Source organism: Polyangium jinanense, assembly GCF_028435365.1.
The window spans coordinates 12,922-30,423 of the sequence record NZ_JAGTJJ010000096.1 but is presented as its reverse complement, the minus strand read 5'-3'; the positions used below and the strand labels follow the sequence as shown (position 1 = coordinate 30,423).

Annotated in this window: 12 protein-coding genes; 5 read left to right on the top strand and 7 right to left on the bottom strand. The window is 69.6% G+C overall.

Annotated features, from left to right (window positions below; genetic code table 11):
• The first annotated feature begins 167 nt into the window (after positions 1-167).
• Positions 168-659: an RNA polymerase sigma factor gene (locus KEG57_RS52250; RefSeq protein WP_272459989.1), complete on the top strand. Its 492-nt coding sequence runs from the start codon at positions 168-170 to the stop codon at positions 657-659.
• A 99-nt stretch (positions 660-758) separates the two neighbouring features.
• Here the strand turns inward: KEG57_RS52250 and KEG57_RS52245 are convergent, their stop codons facing one another.
• The gene (locus KEG57_RS52245; protein ID WP_272459988.1) at positions 759-2,240 is read right to left on the bottom strand and encodes a HAMP domain-containing methyl-accepting chemotaxis protein; all 1,482 of its coding nucleotides are present in this window, start codon (positions 2,238-2,240) and stop codon (positions 759-761) included.
• Between the two features lie 167 nt (positions 2,241-2,407).
• On the opposite strand from KEG57_RS52245, the gene KEG57_RS52240 reads away from it, so the two are divergent.
• Entirely contained in the window at positions 2,408-3,034 is a 627-nt protein-coding gene (locus KEG57_RS52240; protein WP_272459987.1) for an SEC-C domain-containing protein, read from the top strand.
• 242 nt (positions 3,035-3,276) lie between these two features.
• Here KEG57_RS52240 and KEG57_RS52235 read toward each other — a convergent pair whose 3' ends face one another.
• From KEG57_RS52235 to KEG57_RS52210, 6 genes are all read right to left on the bottom strand, one after another.
• Positions 3,277-4,764 (bottom strand): serine protease, encoded by a 1,488-nt coding sequence (locus KEG57_RS52235; RefSeq protein ID WP_272459986.1) that lies wholly within the window; start codon positions 4,762-4,764, stop codon positions 3,277-3,279.
• A gap of 919 nt (positions 4,765-5,683) precedes the next feature.
• A complete protein-coding gene (locus KEG57_RS52230) occupies positions 5,684-6,163 on the bottom strand; it encodes a hypothetical protein (protein WP_272424795.1) in 480 nt (159 codons plus the stop codon).
• Positions 6,153-7,715: a fused MFS/spermidine synthase gene (locus KEG57_RS52225; protein ID WP_272424796.1), complete on the bottom strand. Its 1,563-nt coding sequence runs from the start codon at positions 7,713-7,715 to the stop codon at positions 6,153-6,155. The genes KEG57_RS52230 and KEG57_RS52225 overlap by 11 nt, the downstream gene beginning before the upstream one ends.
• A complete protein-coding gene (locus KEG57_RS52220; protein WP_272424798.1) occupies positions 7,712-8,257 on the bottom strand; it encodes a hypothetical protein in 546 nt (181 codons plus the stop codon). Before KEG57_RS52220 ends, KEG57_RS52225 begins: the two co-directional genes overlap by 4 nt.
• Positions 8,258-8,446: 189 nt before the next feature.
• Positions 8,447-9,964 (bottom strand): serine/threonine-protein kinase, encoded by a 1,518-nt coding sequence (locus KEG57_RS52215; RefSeq protein WP_272424800.1) that lies wholly within the window; start codon positions 9,962-9,964, stop codon positions 8,447-8,449.
• Positions 9,961-12,303: a FecR domain-containing protein gene (locus KEG57_RS52210; protein WP_272424802.1), complete on the bottom strand. Its 2,343-nt coding sequence runs from the start codon at positions 12,301-12,303 to the stop codon at positions 9,961-9,963. The genes KEG57_RS52215 and KEG57_RS52210 overlap by 4 nt, the downstream gene beginning before the upstream one ends.
• Positions 12,304-12,467: 164 nt before the next feature.
• Here KEG57_RS52210 and KEG57_RS52205 point away from each other — a divergent pair, with 164 nt between their 5' ends.
• The 3 genes from KEG57_RS52205 (at position 12,468) to KEG57_RS52195 (ending at position 17,499) form a co-directional block, all read left to right on the top strand.
• Positions 12,468-14,216 (top strand): OmpA family protein, encoded by a 1,749-nt coding sequence (locus tag KEG57_RS52205; protein WP_272424804.1) that lies wholly within the window; start codon positions 12,468-12,470, stop codon positions 14,214-14,216.
• Positions 14,213-15,985 carry an adenylate/guanylate cyclase domain-containing protein gene (locus KEG57_RS52200; protein WP_272459635.1) on the top strand — a complete coding sequence of 591 codons (1,773 nt, stop codon included), beginning with the start codon at positions 14,213-14,215 and terminating at the stop codon, positions 15,983-15,985. Before KEG57_RS52205 ends, KEG57_RS52200 begins: the two co-directional genes overlap by 4 nt.
• 101 nt (positions 15,986-16,086) lie before the next feature.
• Positions 16,087-17,499 carry a sigma 54-interacting transcriptional regulator gene (locus KEG57_RS52195; RefSeq protein WP_272424808.1) on the top strand — a complete coding sequence of 471 codons (1,413 nt, stop codon included), beginning with the start codon at positions 16,087-16,089 and terminating at the stop codon, positions 17,497-17,499.
• Positions 17,500-17,502 lie beyond the last annotated feature (3 nt).

Below are 17,502 nucleotides of genomic sequence, written 5' to 3'. Positions count from 1 at the left end.
CGATGACGACCCTGGGAAAGCCAGGCCACGGAGAGCCGGATGCAGGGAAACTTGCACGTCCGGTTCGGTGAGAGGGATGGAGAAACCCGCGGCAGAAATGCCGCCTGGCGCTCCATCCCTACTCTACCGTCCATCCGCCGCCGGCAAACTTTACGGCGTCGCACGCCTTGCTCGGCCGCCTTTACCTCGAACACCGCGATTTTCTTCGCCGCCTGCTTCTCAAGCAGGCCATCCCCTCCAGTGACGTGGAGGATGTCGTCCAGGAGGTCTTCGTCACGGCGTGGCGACGCCTCGAATGTCTGGTCACGCCGGAGCAGGCGCGGCCGTGGCTCGTGGTGATCGGGCTCAACCGTGCGAGCAATTATCGAAAGCTCGCGCGTCATGAGCGAGAGGTCTTCACGGGGCTTGCGGAGGAATGTCCCGAGCAGGAGCAGGACGACGCGTCGTCGCCCGATATGCTCTTGCAGGCGACGTATGGGCTGTTCCGGCTGAAGCGCTTTCTCTTGAAGATCGGCCCGCGCATCCGTGCGGTGGTCGTGCCGTACCTGGAGGGCCGTTCGATCCGGGAGATCGCCGAAGCGCTCGGCCTCAAGACGAAGACCGCCTACGCCCGCATCTCCCTCGCCCGACGGCACCTGCAAAGGCTCGCGCTCGCCTGATCCGCCTGCGTTTGCGTTTGCGTTTGCGTTTGCGTTTGCGTTTGCGCCTCCGCCTCCGCCTCCGCTCCCGCTCCCGCTGCGCCTATCGCCCGATCAAGGCTACGCTGCCGGCCGCGTAGACGCATCTTGCGTTGCGCCCGTCAATTCAGCGAGGCGGCGCGCGACTTCGCGCAGCTCTGCGCAGGTCTGCGACATCTCCTGTGAGCTCTTTTCGGTATCCTTTGCGGCCCGCGCGAGCTCCGTCATGGAGGCATTGACCTGCGCCACGGCTGTCGTCTGGTGCTTCGTGCTTGTCTCGATTTCGCGCGCCGCCGTCGTCGTGGCGCTGACCTGCCCGTTGATGCGTTCGAACGACTCGAGGACATTGCCGAATTCGTGAACGATGGCCGCGACGGCCCTTGTGCCCTCGTCGGTTGCTCTCGTCGTCTGGGTGGCCGCGTCGCGAACAGTCTCCGTCAATTCCCGAATGCCGCGGGCCGAGCTGCCGACGCGGCTTGCCAGCCCGCGGATCTCTTGGGCGACCGTGCCGAAGCGCAGCCCCACCTCGCCTGCGTTGACGGCCTCGATGGCGGCGTTGATCGAGAGGATGTTGGTCTGTTCGCTCAGCTCGTTGATGATATCGACGATCCCGCCGATTTGCTCCGAGCTCTGGCCGAGATGGCCCATGCGCTTGACGATTTCGTCGACCCTCGCGCGCATGATCGCGAGGCCCTCCTGGGCGCGTTTGACCACCTCGTCGCCGTTGCGTGCCCTCGCGCCGGTCTCCCTCGCGATGGCGGCCACGCCCCGCGTCGAATCGGCGATTTGCTTGGACGCCATGAGCAGCGCTTGGAGTGTGGTGCTGACCTCGGTGGCTGCGGCGGAAAGCTCGCGCGCGCCCGTCAGAAGCGTCGCGGCGGTCGCCTCCAGATCGCTCGACGAGCGTTGCAGGCTGCTACGCACATCGGCGATTTCCCGCGTGAGCGCGCGGCTCAGCACGAAGCCCATACCGAGCGCGGTGAGGACAAGGGCGAGCATGCTCCAGATCGCCCTGGTTGCGGCTGTTCGGGCGCGTGCTTCCCGCTCCTGGGCCAACGCTTGCTGGGCCTCGATGAGCTTCGAGAGCGTGAGGACCGCTTGCGCCGCGTGGGGGTTCGTCTCTTGTGCGCGGTAGGCCTTGGCCTCCTCGATCTTGCCCGCGTCGACGAGATCGAAATAGTGAGGTCTCGTGCGGAGGAGAGCGGAGAACGCGCGCTGCCATGCGTCGAGGTGGTTTCGTTCCTCGTCGGAGAGCGGTAGCGCTGTGTAGGCCGCGAGGTGCTCCTCGATCTGCGTGATCCGCTTGGCGCTCGTCGCGGCGATTTCTTCGCGCGTGGTGATGTCCTCGAGCACGTAATTGGGGAGCGTGAAGCGCAGTTCCCACAAGTTACGCTCGGCGCCGGAGAGGTGGACGGATGCCTGTAGATTCTGGGAGGCGAGCACCGAAAGCTCATTGGATACACTGCGGACGTACCAAGAGCCGACGCCGCCGACGATTGCGGTGAGGAGAAGGAGGATACCGAGCAGGCGGCCGATCCTACCTCTGAGGAAGCCTTGCATCATGGTCACCCCAGGTATCAGTACCGTAAGGACACGCTGAGATCCAGGGGTGTATCGAAAAGATCACTTCCGCCCCCCGCCGCCGCCTGTAGACATACCGGTCCGGCGACTAGACCCCGCGACGGAGCCGTGTTAGTCGCGATCGACGCTGCCACCGGAGACCGTTCACGATGGATCCCCTCTACCTCGGTATCGTTGTGGTCGTGGCGATCGCCACCTACTTCCTCCTCGCCAGCAAGCGTAAGGCAAGCTCGGACGAGAAGCCGGTCCCCGTGGCTCCTCGAAGATCGGGGGCGAAGGCGCTTGCACCGCCGAAGGCCGAGTCCGGCACCGCCTCCTCCTTCGCATACAGCGGGAAGACCGTCCTATTCTACGATCCCTCGCACGGAAATCAGGCCGAGTACTACGATCCGAACGGTCGATGTTACCTCTGGTATCCAGGCAATCGCGGCGTCGTCCCTGGCGAGTGGCGCGTGGAAGGGCAGCACATCGCCTTCAGATACGGCACGAATACGTACAACCCAGTCACGGGCGAGCACGGCGGCAGCTGGGAACCGACCTTGCTGCAACGTTGGGGCACGAATATCGTCGACGCCGCGCCGGGCGACGTCTTCGGCTTGGCGACGGGTCGTATCCCGTACCGCTTGCCGCCCGACGCCGAGTTCCGATCCATCGACGAAGCAAAGCTCGGGGGGCCGTCCGCCATGCGCGACGAGGCCCCCTGTCCGTGCGGCAGTGCCAAACTCTTCTCGCAATGCCACGGCGCGGAGGAGCCCGCGGAGGAACAAGCTCCGTGAACACCACGGCCCCGAGGGCCATACCACGGAGCACCGCGCCGAGCGTCGCGAGGGGCCTCGCTCCTCGAGGCGCTTTCGACGCTCGGCGCAGCTTATCGTGATCATTCCGTCGACGCGGCCGGCCGCTCTTGACAGCAAGCCATGCGCGTCCGCCATTCGAATCACATCTGGTTCGGCGGCAGCCGTGAAACTCGTGTTGAGCTACGGCGGACCGTCGATCGTCTGGCGGGAAAAACGGGACCTCAGGGAATCTCGATGCCGAGCTTCTCCTCGAGGAAGGCGGTAAGCGCGGCCTGATCGGGCTCCGAGAGCGACGAGAACGTCGCGAGGTGGTTGCCGCTCGTGACGTTGAAGCGGATGTTGCCGCTCATCGCCGCCGGGGTGACGGCGCCGGCCGCCCACGGGTCCTGGTCGGAGTAGACGAAGGCGACGCCGTCCCCGAGGCGGGCAAACTCCGCGAGCGAGCTGTTCTCGGCGGCGTCGAACACCGGCGCGGTCACGCCCTCGGGCACGAGCCCGCGCTCCATGTCGACGAGGCCTTCGGGGATGAGGCCCTCCGCGACGAGCGCGGCGCGCGGCAGGGCGGGCCAGCCGCTGCTCTGCTGCACCTCGTAGAAGTAGGCGCCGAAGAACGACAGGTACGCGTCGGACATCGGGTAGGTGCCGAAGATGCTGGTGACGCTGAAGAACGCCGACGTCAGATCCTCCGCCGTCGCCGTCGCCGGATCGGGCAGACCGGCGCAGTCGTCGGGGGTGCCGAAGTACTGCCAGAACAGCCACGGGTAGGAGAGCGCGGCGGCCTCGAAGGCGCGCGCGGACTCGACGCGGGTAAAGGTGTCGCCGAACTCGTCGGCGGAGAGCGCCTGCACCGCGGGCTCGACGGCCATGCGCTGTGCGCCGAGCACGACGTGCTGGATGGCCTCGAGGCGGTCCTGGCAGGCAGCGTCGACGGTGTCGAAGAACGAAAGGAAGCGCTCGTCGTCGGGCACCATGAATGGGGCGCCGAAGGCGACGGTGGCGTCGACGTCGTTCGGGTAGTGCTGGCGGAAGCTCACCATGTCGACGCCGCCGTTGCTGAAGCCCGAGCCTATCCACGCGCTCGTGTACAGGTCGTGCAGGCGCACCACGACGTCGTGGGCATCGTCGGCGACCTGCTTGCGCGTGAAGTGGGAGAAGTCGTCGCCGTTGCCGTTGTGGAAGCGCTTGTCCAAAACAAGCTGATTTCCCTTGAGAAGAGTCGTCAACTCATCCTGATCAAACCCGAGGTAATTGCTGTATCCCGTGGAGATCAAGTTCATGGGCAGGTCGAAGCCGCGGTGGATGAGCGTGAGATACTGCTCGTGGGTGCCCGACGTCGCGTCCTGGTGATCGTTCAGCTGCAGGAGCGTGAGGTCGTAGAGCTCGGCGCCGTCGTCGCTGGTGCCTGCCGGGCTGACGATAAAGCCGGCCGCCTCGAGTGCCGCGGTCACGCTGATGCACGACTGCGCTTTGCCGCCAGCGTCGAAGCAGGCGTTGCAGGCGGGGTTGTCGACGCCGGTGCCCGGTTCGGCCGAGCCGGCGCCGTCGCAGTCCGGATCGGGCGCGCCACAGCCGCAGTCGCAGCCGTCGGAGCCGCTCCAGCGCTGGGCGTCGCAGGTCCACTCCGGCGGGGGCGGCACGGGGGCGTCGTCGGGGCAGCCAGAGGCGAAGGGGAGAAGAAGCAGCGGTACGAGCCGTACAAGCGATTTCATGTGGATGTGTCCTTCGGTGGCGATTCAGGAAACGAGCATCTCCACCCCGCGCGCACGCAGCGGGACGAGAGACGCAAAGGGGGTCAGCGACGGCAGGCAGCCCTCAATCTCTTTCTGCCTGCCTGTCGTTCGGACCATGACGAAACGTTTTCGTCATGTGAATGGCGTGCGCGAGTAGCGTTTCCGCCACCAGGACTCGCAAATCTGCGAAAGCCGCGCGGCGGCTGAGCATGGGTCTCATCCGGGAGGCGCTTCGCCGGGGCGCCGCCCCGGACCCCGCGGGGGCTGTTCGCCCCTCGACCCGAACCAGCGCAAGCGCTGGACCTTTTGTGGGAGAACTGCGCAGAGCGCAGTTCTCCCAGCAGGCCGGTGGACCGCCCCGCCCGTCGAGACGTCAGCGCTGCTGTCTTGGTTTTGGTTGGCGAGATCGTCGCCGGTCTCGACCGGGCCTGTGCGATGAACTGCGCATCGCGCAGTTCATCGTCCTGGGTCCAGCCCCTGGCTGGTCCGGGTGCAGGGGCGGACAGCCCCTGCTGGGGCCTGGGGCAACGCCCCAGCGCAGCGGCGTCGACCCGACACAGCTCGGGAAGGTCGAGGGACCTTCGCGAACGGAGCGCAACATCGACCGGGAGGTCCCGGGACCTTCGCGCACGGAGCGCAACATCGATCCGGGAGGTCCCCGGGACCTGCGCGAACGGAGTGCAACATCGATCCGGGAGGTCCCGGGACCTGCGTGGACGGGTTCCCACACCGATCCGGGAGGTCCCGCGACCTGCGGGAACGGGGTCGAAGACCGATGACGGAGGTCGAGGGACCTGCGCGCGGCGGAGAGGGGGCGAAAGGCGCTGGATCGAGCCGGAAACTCCCTCCCTCTCCACGGTGTGGAGAGGGAGGGTTGGGGTGGGTGAGGTCCGGAAGTCTAGACGTCCTCACGTTCCGCCACCCGCACCAGATGCCACGCGCTGAGTGGCACCATCACGAGTGCCACCAGATCCGTTGGATCTGCCAGGTTCCGGAACGATCTCCCCCCGCCGAACGGCGTATCCAGCACCCCGAGCAGCGCCCGGTGCACGCCCGTGAACGCGGGCCACGTCTTCAACAGCACGAAATACGCCACGCTCACGCCGCACGAAAGCCAGATTCCACGGGGGCCCACGCGCGGCCCCACGCGGCCGCCGCACAGCCGCGCAAGCGTGAGCAGCCACTCCGCTGCGGCCACCAGGAATACCGGCAAGAGAAAGCAGATTGCCAGATCCGAGAGCTTGCCGCTCACCACCCCCGGATGCTTGCGTCGCAGCCAGAAGACGTTGAACGCGAGCGCTGCCGCCGCGAGGTATGACCATGGGTGGAGCAGCGCCCGGCCTGGGACGTCGCCGAGCTTTTGGGGCTCAGAGCGCACGCCAGACGATCCTGTCCGTGAGCCACTCGACCGGCGCATGATCGTCGGTCAACACCGGCGTGTCCGTAGGCCAGGCCGCAGGCTGCATCGAGGCGTGGCGCGCGGCGAGATCTCGCAGCACGCCGGCCGTCCGCGCCGAGACCGAGAGCCCCGCCACCCCGACTGCCTCGGCGGGCGCGTGCTCGGTTGCCACCAGGATCGTGTTCGAGCGGCTTGGCGGATCCGCCGCCTGCACGTGCGGGAAGACCTGCGCGAGCGTGCGCGCGAGCGCGTGCACCACGCCGCGCTCCTCGCCGTGACGGCCCGCATTCACCATGAGCACGCCGCCCGGTGAAAGGCAGCGCCGCGCCGCCGCGAAGAACTCCACCGTCGCGAGCTGGAAGGGCACGTACGGGAACTGGAACGCATCGAGCACGATGACGTCCTTTGTCCCCGGCGCGCGCTGGGCCTCGGCTTCGAGGAAGGGGCGTGCGTCGTCGATGATCACCGAGGCCTCGGGTAACTCGAAACCGAGCCACTTGCGGCCCGCCTCCACCACCGCCGCATCGAGCTCTACGCCCACCACCGCCGCCGCCGGGTAGAGCCGCCGGAACACCTCCGCCGACGTGCCGCCGCCGAGCCCGAGGAGCAGCACACGCTCTGGATTGGGCCGCGTCCCGTAGCTCGGCGCCATGGCGTAGTAGGCCCACACGTCGCGCACGGGCAGCTCGCCGTCGAGGCGCGCGAACGATTGCACGGCGAATCCGTCGTTGACCCGGATCTGCCGCTCGGCGCCGCGCTCGACTACCGCGATGTGGTTGTGGCGCGACTCGCCTGCCCAGAGCAGCCGCCCATGCGCGGGCGACGGCGTGGACAGCGGCGCGAAGGAGAGAGCCACGGTCAGCGTCGAGGTCGAGAGCCCGACGATGGCCTCGCGGCGGGCGCGGGCGCGAAAGCCGAAGACCGCGGCGCTCACCGAGAGCAGCACCGCGGCCACGTCGAACGTCGCGCGTGTCCCCAGCCAAGGCAGGAGCACGAGCCCCGCGCCGAACGTGCCCACGAGGCTCCCGAGGGTCCCCAGCGCCGAGAGCCGCCCGGCGAGGCGACCGAGTTTCCCGGTCGCCTCACCGTCGCCCGCATTGCCGGCCGCGTGCATCACGAGCGGGGGCAGTGCACCCAGCGAGCCGATGGGGAGCGCGATGGCGAGGGCTGTGATGGCCGCGAGCATCCCCAGCGAGGAGGCGCCCCCCGCGCGGAAGCGCGCGAGGCTCGACGAGAGCACCCACGGCACCACGCGCGGCAGCGCCGCGAAGAGCAGCGACGACGCAAGCATCAGGCGCACGATCCACTGCGAGGCCGCGCCGCGCGCGCTGAGCCAGCCGCCGAGCAGGTTGCCGAGCGCGAGGCTCCCGAGCACCGTGCCGATGAGCATCGCCCACGTCGTGGTGCTCGTACCCAGGTGCGGCGCGAGCAGCCTGCCCGCGGCGATTTCCCCGTTCATCACGGCCGCGCCGCCCAGGAAGCTCAGCACCATCCATGCGGCGAGCCCTTGCGGGCGCGTAGCGTCGCTCATTGCGCGGCCGTGAGGCGTACCGTGCACGTGTCGCCGCCGTCGATGGTGCACGCCACGTCCTTTCCGAGCTGCGTCTTCAAGTCGACCCTGCACGTGGCCACGATGCCGGGCGCCCCCGCGCCGCCCGCCGAGCCGCTGCTCGTGCTGCCACCGGCCCCCCCGCCGCCCGCAGCGCCGCCGCCTCCCCCGGCGCCCGTCTCCTCGGCCGTGGAAATCGGGAGCTTGAGGGTGACCCCCGTGCTCACGAACGGCTCGTCCTCATCGCTGCATGCACCGACCACGCCCCCGGCGACCGGGGCGACGTCGCCCGAGGCCTTGGTGACCGACAGGCTCGCCGTTTCATCGCTCACGCCCGGCTGCATGGAGCCGTTGATGCGGATGCGGCCGCTGAGGTCACCGCCGCAGGTCGTGGTGATGTCGAAGGTGCGGTCGAAGGACGATTGCGCACACAGTTCCTCTGCGCTGTCGGCGAGGAGCAGCGAGAGGAGGCCTGCAGTGGCGAGGATGCTGACGCTATGACGAACGGTGCGAAGCAGATTCATGGTGTCTCCAAGGAAGGTAAAGCCGCCGCGCCCGTGTCCGGGCTGACGGGTGCCATCGGCGCCGCGACGCGTGTGCAAAATCCTGGCCGCGAGGTCCAGTCTGGGCGAAAGCCGTGAGATCTAGCCCGTCGGCACCCTCTGCCGGGGGCCGCGCGGGTCGCAAGACTGACATCGCGATCCGGGGGGGTCTTACCGCCCCCGCCGCAGGATCCGACCAATCTTTTTGCCGAGCCCGTCCGGGCTCGCGGGGGCGTTCGCCACGTCGGCCGCGCCCGCCGAGACGAGCCGTGTCATGCGCTCGGGCGTGAGCGATGCGGCGCACACGAGGACCCGCGCCTGCGGGAGGATGCGTGCGAGCTCGGCGAGCTTTGCGGCCGCGCCGTCGATGTCGCTCCCCGCGTCGACGAGGACGACGCCGAGCTTCGCGCGGTCGTTTTCGTCGAGGGCTTCGAGCGGCACCAGGTAAATGCCTTGCGACGCGAGGCCCGTGATGCAGGCAGGATCGACGGCCGATGCGCTGGCCATGCGGATCCAGCCGACCTCCGTGAGCCCGTGCCCCGGATCGGTCGAATCATGGGCGCGGGCGAGTTGCCCGTCCCATTGCGGGGCGCGCGACTCCCGGCCGCCGAGCGGCTCGTTCCCTTTGCGCGTGACGAGCTGCGTCGCCAGCGATTGTGGATCGAGTGCGTCTTCCAGTCGCTTTTTCACGATCGCCGCGCTCGCCGGCCTCCGCTCCGGCTGCTTGGCGAGCATTTCGAGGCGCAATTTTTCGAGCAGCGGCGGCACAGCCTCCGAACCGGTCGGGCGCGCGAGCGGCGGCGGCGGCAAGAACAGGTGCGCCGAGATGATCTCGATGGAGTTTTTCCCGAGGAAGGGCGGCCTCCCTTGCAGCATCGCCGTCAAGACGCACCCGATCGCATAGATGTCCGTCGAGGGGCCGACGGCGAGCGAATGGCATTGCTCGGGGCTCATGTATTCGGGCGTGCCGCCGACGGCCTCGGGCTTCGTGAGCGTCGAGCCCTGGTCGTCCTCCTTGGGCAATTCCACGTGCGCGAGACCAAAATCGAGGATCTTGACGAGGCGTTTGCCCCCCAGGTCCGTGAGGAAGACGTTTTCCGGTTTCAGATCGCGGTGCACGATGCCCCGCGCGTGCGCCACCTCGAATGCGTCGAGGATCTGGCCGAGGATGTCCCGCACGTCGGTGAGCGGCGGCGCCGCGTCCCGGTCGCGGAGCCACGCGTGCAGCGTGACCCCGACGAGGTATTCCATCACCAGGAAGGGTAAACCGTCGTCGTCGCCGTAATCCATGACGCGCACGACGTTCGGGTGATCCATCAGCGTCGCGGCCCGGGCCTCGCGGTAAAACCTCCGCACGTAGTCGGGCTCGATCGCGATGTTGTAATGAAGCAGCTTCACCGCGACCGGCATCCGCAAGGTGACGTGCTCGGCGCGGTACACCTCGCCCATGCCGCCCGAGCCGATCCGCGCGAGGAGGCGGTATTTGCCCCCGAGGACGAGCCCGACGTGCGCGCCGCCGCCGCGCTCCTTCGGGAGCGCGGGCATACGCGGGGCGGCCTGCGGCGAGGGAAGGGTTTGCAGCGTCGTGTGGTGCTGCGCTTCGAGCTCGTCGAGGTCGTCGGCTCCGGGCGGGCGAACGCTGACGCGCATGGGTTTGGACGGCGAACGATCGTCGTCGTCGTCGCTCATCGGGTTTCTCCCTCCAGGCGGAATCCGAGTGATCCGGTCACCGTGCCCGCCGCCTGCCAGGTGACGCTCTCCGCCCGCCCGACCCAGCCGGACAGCGCGAGGAAAACCGATCCGCCCGCCTCGACGCCGGCCGTCAGGCCATAAGGAACCACGACCGTGCCGTTTTGCCCGATCGTGGCGAGCACGTGCGCGTCGGCGACGACATACGCCCGGAGCCAGCGCAATGGATCGTACGTCGCGCCGATGAGCAGATACGGCTGCACCCAGGGGACTTGCGCGGTGGGTTCTTCCAGCATGAAGCGAGCGCCCGCATTGGCGACCCACGTCATGCGGCCTTTCGCGCCGCCGGCGGCAGCGCCCACGTCGAACATCAAGTCGCGCTGATTTTCGAGCGGCAATCCAATACGGAAGAGCGGCGCGATTTCGAGCTCGGATGCGCCGCGCTGGAGGACACGATAGCGCGCGCCGAGCCACGCCATGTCCTCCGTCGGCACGCTGCCCGGCATCTGGACGGAGTCGGCGCGTTCGAAAGGCGTCGTGACGATGAGCGCGTCGAGCCCGAGCGGGCCAAACGAGCCGCTCACGCGACCATTGGCCTGGAAGACCGGGCCATTCGCGGTGCTGCCCGCGCTCAGGCCGCGGCCGACGGCCGTGGGCGCCGTCGGGCTCGTCCAGGGCACGGCCGTGACGCCGGCGGGGCGGAAGGGCGGCAGCCACGCGCCGAGCGGGCGGAACACCGGGCGCCGCGGCGGAGGCGGCGGGGGCTTGTCCGGGGCGAGGACCGTGGTCGTGCCGAGGACCTTTCCGCGAGCATCCAGGACGTCGAGCCGCGCCTCGCCGTGCGCCTCGCCGACCGGGATCGACGCGAGGAGCGCGCCGCCCTCGGCCACGGCGAGCGGGACCGTCTCCACGCGCTCACCGAGGCGGATGCGGAGGCGCGGCGCGACGCGCTTCGGGACGTCGATCTCCCCGAGGCCCTTCGTGGCGACACGCACGCGGATCTCGCGCTTCGTCTCGTCGAACGTCGCTTCGGGCGTCGACACGACGGGCGTGGGGACGAGGGTGATCCGCTCTTCGAGGCCGCTCTTCGTGCGGAAGCGCAGCGTCTTCGGCGCTTGCTTGAGGAGGTCGATCTGCGCGGGCGGCGGGCCGAACGGTCCTTCGTCGAGGGCCACCTCGACCGGGCTCGAGGCCGTGAGCGCGAGGACGCCGTAGGGGTTCACCGTGACGGTCTTGCCCTCGAACCGCGCACCCTCGCCGCGGAGCTCGGCCGCGACGACGTCGATGGTGCGCACGTCCGAGGCGACGCCGAGGTACTCCTCGACGTCGATGGCCCGGACCCGCACGCGGTAGAGGCCCGGCGGCATCTTCTCGGCGCGGAACGAGCGGACCTCGGCGGGGATCTCTTCCCGCACGACGAGATCGTGGAAGCCCTCGTCGCGCGAGACTTCGAGGCGATAGGCCTTGGCCTTCTCGACGGGGTTCCAGCTCGTGGTGAGGACGGCCGTGCCCGGGGGCGCGAGCACGACGGACGGCGATCCACCGTCTTCCCAGCGCGGCGCGGGCGGCAGCGGTCGCGGCGCGGCCGGGGGCGCCGTTCCCTCGAAGCGCGTGCCGTAGTTCTTCGGGACGGTCACGGTCTTGCCGCCCGACTGGACTGCGGCCTTGCCGTCGAAGACCGCCACCGTGGTGCGCGCCTTCTTTCGTTCGACGACGGTGTCGCTCGACTCGGCGCGGACGACGCCGCCATCGGGCACGGCGACCTCGGCGGGCTCGCCGCGCAGCGCGGACAAACCCGCCTGCACCTCGCCCGCCTCGATCTCGACCGTCGGCGGCGTCTTCGAGACGCGCGTTTTGCCCGCGGTCCCGTAGATCACGACGAGCGTGTTCTGCGCGAGGAAGACGTGCGTGTGGTCGAGGAACTCGATGTGCGCGCGTCCCTCGTCCATCGTCTGGACGTTGTGGTTGCGGTAGAGCGCGGTGCCGGTCGCGACCGTGTCCCACCCGCCGCCCGAGGGCCTTCCGCGCACGTTGGGGTGGCTCGACTTGACGCGCGCGTCGGGCACGCTCGTGACGCCCTTCGGCAGGATCAGCGTGATGCCCTCGGGCAAGGGCTTGCGGCTCGTGCAGTCGACGCGGTTGTAGCGGTTGATGAGCGGAACGTGCACGGCCGCGCCGTACATCACCTTCGCGATGTCCTCGCACGTCTCGCCCTTCTGCACGCCCCAGTGCACGATGGGCTCGAGGAAGCCGGGCGGCGGCGGCGTGTCGGCGTGGGCGCGCGGGGCGAGGAGCACGAGGGCCAGGGCGGCCAAGGCTCCTTTCACGACTGTCCGCATGCCCATTCCTCCGAAGACGCGCCACGCCGAACCGCGGGCACGGTCGCCAGCATAGACGCGGTTCGTGGCGCATGGCGAGGGCCGCGCGTCTTCCCGCGGACGCGCCCTCCTCCCGCTTCGTTTGGAGTTGCCCCCTCGCGCCCTCTGCCATAGCGTCGCACCCCATGGTCGCCCGGGTTTTCCGCTCCCTCGCGTGTGCGGGCGCCGTGTGGCTCGCACCCGCCGTGGCGAGCGCGCAGACGGCGACCGCGCTGGAGCGCCTCGAACCCGCTCCCGCAGGCGACGGTTTTTTCGCCGTGCCACGCGCCGACGTGCCCGGCGACCTCCGCACCTCGGCCGCGCTCGTGTTCTCGTACGCCGATTCGCCGCTTTCGCTCCGCGTGGGGTCGGGCGATGCGGCGCAGGATGCCGGCGAGGTGGTCTCGTATCAGCTCACCGGGCACGTCCTCGCCGCGATCGAGATCCATCGGTTCTTGAAGTTCGATCTCGACGTGCCCGTCACGCTCGCGCAGGGCGGGGATTCGCCTTCGATCACGGGCCTCGTCTCCGCGCTGCCGCCGGGCACACAAGTCACGTACGGCTCGCCCGAGGGCGCCGCGATGAACGATCTGCGGCTGGGCTTGCGCCTCGTGCTCTTGCCCCAGCGCGGCGCGATCCCCGCGGCGAGCCTCGTCTACGCGGTCTGGGTGCCGACGGGCGACGAGACCGCGTTCACGGGCACGGGCGAGGTGCGGCACATGCCCTCGATCGTCGTGGGGGCCGACATGGGCCGGTTTTCCTACTCGATCGCGCTCGGGCGGCGCGTGCAGGACACGCGCAGCGGGCTCGGTCTGCTCGGCGGAGAGCTCGTCGCGGGAGGCGCGATCGCCGGGCGTTTCGGCCGGTTTTCGGCGTACGGGGAGCTCTACGGATCAACGGTGACCGTGGAGGCCGCGCCGTTCGGGCGCGGGACGACGAACATCGAGTTGTTGCTCGGGGGGCGCGCCACCCTGGGGCCGCTGTCGTTTGGCCTCGCGGGCGGGCCCGGGCTCACGGCCGGCGTCGGGACGCCGACGTTCCGGCTCGTGGCGAGCGTCGGTGCTTCGTTCGACGTGCCGCAGAAGGCGCAGGCGAAGGCCGAGGGCGCGACGAACGCACGCGCTTCAGCTTCGGCGGGGGATCCGAAGGCGAACCCGAAAGGGAAAAACGGGTCGGGCGTTGATGCCGCCGCGGCGCCGGACGCCGACGGCGACGGTGTTCCGGATGCGAACGATGTTTGCCCGGACCGCGCCGGCGACGCGACGCCCACGGCCGCGCGCCCCGGTTGTCCGCCCGATCGGGACGGTGACGCCATCGCGGACGCCGACGACGTCTGTCCCGATGAACCGGGCGTGGCGAGCGCGGATCCCGCGCGTTTCGGCTGCGCGCTCGACACGGATGGCGACGGGATCGCCGACGCCGTCGACGCTTGCCCCAAGGAGCGCGGCGAGGTGAACGCGGACCCCAAGATCACCGGCTGCCCCGCGTCCGTGCGTGTCGAGGGCACGCAGATCGTGATCCTGCAGGAGGTCAACTTCGCCACGGGCAGCGACGTGATCGCGCCGGAGAGTTACGCGCTGCTGGAGCAGGTCGGCTCGGTGCTCGCGCAGCACCCGGAAATCGCGCGCGTGGCGATCGACGGCCACACGGACAACGTCGGCGCCGAGCGGGCGAACGTCACGCTGTCGCAGCGGCGCGCCGTCGCCGTCGTGCGCTGGCTCGTGGATCACGGCGTCGATGCGCGACGGCTGGAGGCGCGTGGTTTCGGTCCCCGCAGGCCGGTCGCGAGCAACGACAAACCCGAAGGACGCGCGAAGAACCGCCGCGTGGAGTTCCAGATCCTCCGCCGCACGCCGCTCGGCGAGGCCGGCTGGAAGGAAGGCGCCGCGAAGTGAAGCTCGGCTCGATCGGCGCACGCGCGCTCCTGCTCTTCGCCGCGGTCGGGCTCGTGCCCGTCGGCGCGGTCGTTTTGCTTTTGCTCTCCGTGAACCGCCAGGCGGTGCAGACGAGCGAGCAGCAGCTCCAGGCCGCCGTGCTGGAGGAGCTCGAGCGCGCCACGATGCGTCACGTGGAAGGCGTGCGCGTCGACGCCGACGCCGTGGCGTTCGCGCTTTATCAGGCCGCAAACGGAAAGCCGGCTGCCGGCGCGGGCGACGGGCTCGACGCGGTGCGCGCGACCCTCGGCACGCGCCGCGAGCTCGGCGCCGTCCGCTTCGAGGTCCCCGAGCGCAGCGTGAGCACGGTGCTGCGTCAGAAAGGGGATGACGTCGCCGCGGGCGTCGACGTGCCCGCCTCGACGCCCGAGACGCGCAGGGCCGCCGACGAGCACGGCATGGGCGTCTCGCTGCTCGGGTCGGGCAAGGGCCTGCTCGTCGTGCCGATCCCCGCGGTCGAGGGCGCGGGCACGAAGGCACGCGGTTACGTCACGGCCACGCTCGACGTCGCCGATCTCCAGCGCGAGATCGACGACATCGCGGGCCGTCGTTTCGGCGGCGCCGTCGGCCTCGTCGTGGTCGACGCGACGCGGCGCAGCGTCGCATCCCACGGCATGCCCGAGATCGGGGCTTTCGCCGACACGTCGAACCACCCGCTCTGGACGGGCTTTTCCAAGGAGAACCCCGGCGTCGTGGGCGTGGTGCGCGTCGCGCCGTACCGCGCGGAGAGCGGGGCGGACATGATCGGCGTGGTCCGCTTCCTCCCGGGCCTCGGCTGGGGCGTCGCGCTCGCGCGGCGTGAAGAAGACGCGTTCGCCGTGCTCTCGGCCATGCAGCGTCGCGGCGCGCTCGTCGCGCTCGGCGCGGCCCTGCTCGCGCTTGCGGCGGCGGCCTTCTCGGCGCGCTGGATCGCGCGGCCCATCGTGCACCTCGCGGGGCAAGCGCGTCTCGTCGGCGAGCGCCGCTGGCGGGAGCTTTCGCTCACCTCGTCACGCACGGACGAGATCGGCACGCTGACGACCGAGCTCTCGCGCATGGCGACCGATCTCGAAGGCAGCGAGATCGAGATCGCCCGCCAGGCCCGTCAGCGCGCGGATCTCGGCCGCTTCCTGAGCAAGGAGCTCGTCGAGGCGATCGTGAGCGGCCGGCACGAGCTCGCCCTCGGAGGCCGCCGCGCCGCGGTCAGCGTGCTCTTCGCCGACGTCGTCGCCTTCACCCCGCTCGCGGAGACGAGGCCGGCCGAGGAGGTCGTCACGCTCCTGAACGAGCTCTTCTCGGTGCTCACGGAGGTCGTCTTCCGCCACGGCGGCACCGTCGATAAGTTCATCGGCGACTGCATCATGGCCGTCTGGGGCGCGCCCGTCGCCCAGGAGGATCACGCCGCGCGCGCCCTCGCCGCGGCCGAGGACATGATGCGTTTCCTCGAGACCGCGAACGAGTCGTTTCGCGAGCGCTACGGCACGACCATCGAGCTCGGCATCGGCATCAACTCGGGCGAGGTGCTCGTGGGCAACATCGGCTCGGACAAGCGGATGGAGTACACCGTCATCGGTGACGTGGTGAACGTCGCCGCGCGGCTCGAGGCGATCGCCCGCCCGAACCAGGTCCTCGTCGCGGAGGCCACACGCGCGCTCGTGGCGAGCGGCACGTTCGAGCTTTCGCCCCTCGGCGAGCGTGCGCTCACCGGCCGGAGCGCGGCCACGAAGGTCTACGAGCTCGTGACGGCGTGACTGAGCTGTCGGCAGACCACCTCGATGCTGCACTTTCCGCTGGATCCCTGACGGCACCCCAAGACCTCGGGCGCGTGCATGGGCTAGAGTAGGCGGGCGAAATGAACAGGCCCCCGTTCGGAAGTGATCCGTCTTTGTCGCCCGGCGCGTCCGGCCTCGGACGCAACTCGGAGACCACGCCGCAGTTCTCGGACCCCGTGATGATCCCGCGGATCGAGCTCTGCGTGGAGCGCGAGGCGGGCAAGGCGACCGAGCGCGTCGTCGTGCTCGAAGGCGAGCTCTTCCGGATCGGCTCGCACGCCAGCAACGATCTCGTGATCACCGACCCGATGGTGTCGCGCTTCCACTGCCGGATCGCGCGCGGCGTCGGGGGCTTCCGGATCATCGACACGGGCTCGCTGAACGGCTCGCGCATCGGCGGTGTGCGCATCCGCGACGCGGATCTGCCGCTGCCCGAGTGCCGGATCGAGCTCGGCGAGTCGATCGTGCGCGTGCGCGAGCTTCACGCGACGGCCTCGGCCGACGTGCCCGCCGCGCCGAGCTTCGGCTCGATCTTCGGCGCCTCGGTCGGCATGCGCCGCCTCTTCGATCTGTTGAAGCGTGTCGCGAAGACGGACGCGAACGTGCTCATCGAGGGCGAGAGCGGCACGGGCAAGGAGCTCATCGCCACGGAGATCGTGCGCCGAAGCCCCCGCGCGAACAAACCGCTCGTGATCGTCGACTGCGGCGCGATCTCGCCGAACCTGATCGAGAGCGAGCTCTTCGGTCATGTGCGTGGCGCCTTCACGGGAGCCGATCGCAACCGCATCGGCGCGTTCGAGGCGGCCGACGGAGGCACGGTCTTCCTCGACGAGATCGGCGAGCTACCGCTCGACATGCAGCCGAAGTTGCTCCGCGCGATCGCGTCGCGCGACATCCGCCGCATGGGCGAGAACCAGTCCCGCAAGGTCGACGTCCGCGTGGTCGCCGCGACGAACCGCAGGCTCGAGCGCGAGGTGAACCTCGGCCGATTCCGCGAGGATCTCTACTACCGGCTCAGCGTGGTCACGGTGCGCGTCCCGCCCCTGCGCGAGCGCATCGAGGACATCCCGCTGCTCGTGAACAGCTTCCTCTCCGCGCTGGAGGCGACGGACAAGGCGCATCTCTTCACGGCCGAGGTGCTCTCGGAGATGTCGCGGTACGACTGGCCCGGCAACGTGCGCGAGCTCCGCAACCACGTGGAGCGCCGCGTCGTGCTGGAGACCGAGGCCCCGAGCTTCCGCGACGAGGAGGAAGGCGTGAGCTCGTCGCAAGAGAAGCCCGCCCCGAGCGCCGGCGCCGTCGACATCGAGGTGCCCTTCAAAACCGCGAAGGACACGATGATCGACCAGTTCGAGCGTGCGTACCTGGCGGCGCTCCTCGCCTGGGCCGATGGCAACGTGAGCCGCGCGGCGCGCAAAGCGCAGCTCGACCGGATGTACCTGCACCGCCTGCTCCAGCGGCACGGTCTGCGGCGCGCGGGCGCCCTCGAATAGAGC

Coding starts and splice junctions, on each gene's coding strand:
- KEG57_RS52245 (WP_272459988.1), bottom strand. CDS start 2,240: ATGATGCAAGGCTTCCTCAGAGGTAGGATCGGCCGCCTGCTCGGTATC.
- KEG57_RS52240 (WP_272459987.1), top strand. CDS start 2,408: ATGGATCCCCTCTACCTCGGTATCGTTGTGGTCGTGGCGATCGCCACC.
- KEG57_RS52235 (WP_272459986.1), bottom strand. CDS start 4,764: ATGAAATCGCTTGTACGGCTCGTACCGCTGCTTCTTCTCCCCTTCGCC.
- KEG57_RS52225 (WP_272424796.1), bottom strand. CDS start 7,715: ATGAGCGACGCTACGCGCCCGCAAGGGCTCGCCGCATGGATGGTGCTG.
- KEG57_RS52220 (WP_272424798.1), bottom strand. CDS start 8,257: ATGAATCTGCTTCGCACCGTTCGTCATAGCGTCAGCATCCTCGCCACT.
- KEG57_RS52215 (WP_272424800.1), bottom strand. CDS start 9,964: ATGAGCGACGACGACGACGATCGTTCGCCGTCCAAACCCATGCGCGTC.
- KEG57_RS52210 (WP_272424802.1), bottom strand. CDS start 12,303: ATGCGGACAGTCGTGAAAGGAGCCTTGGCCGCCCTGGCCCTCGTGCTC.
- KEG57_RS52205 (WP_272424804.1), top strand. CDS start 12,468: ATGGTCGCCCGGGTTTTCCGCTCCCTCGCGTGTGCGGGCGCCGTGTGG.
- KEG57_RS52195 (WP_272424808.1), top strand. CDS start 16,087: ATGAACAGGCCCCCGTTCGGAAGTGATCCGTCTTTGTCGCCCGGCGCG.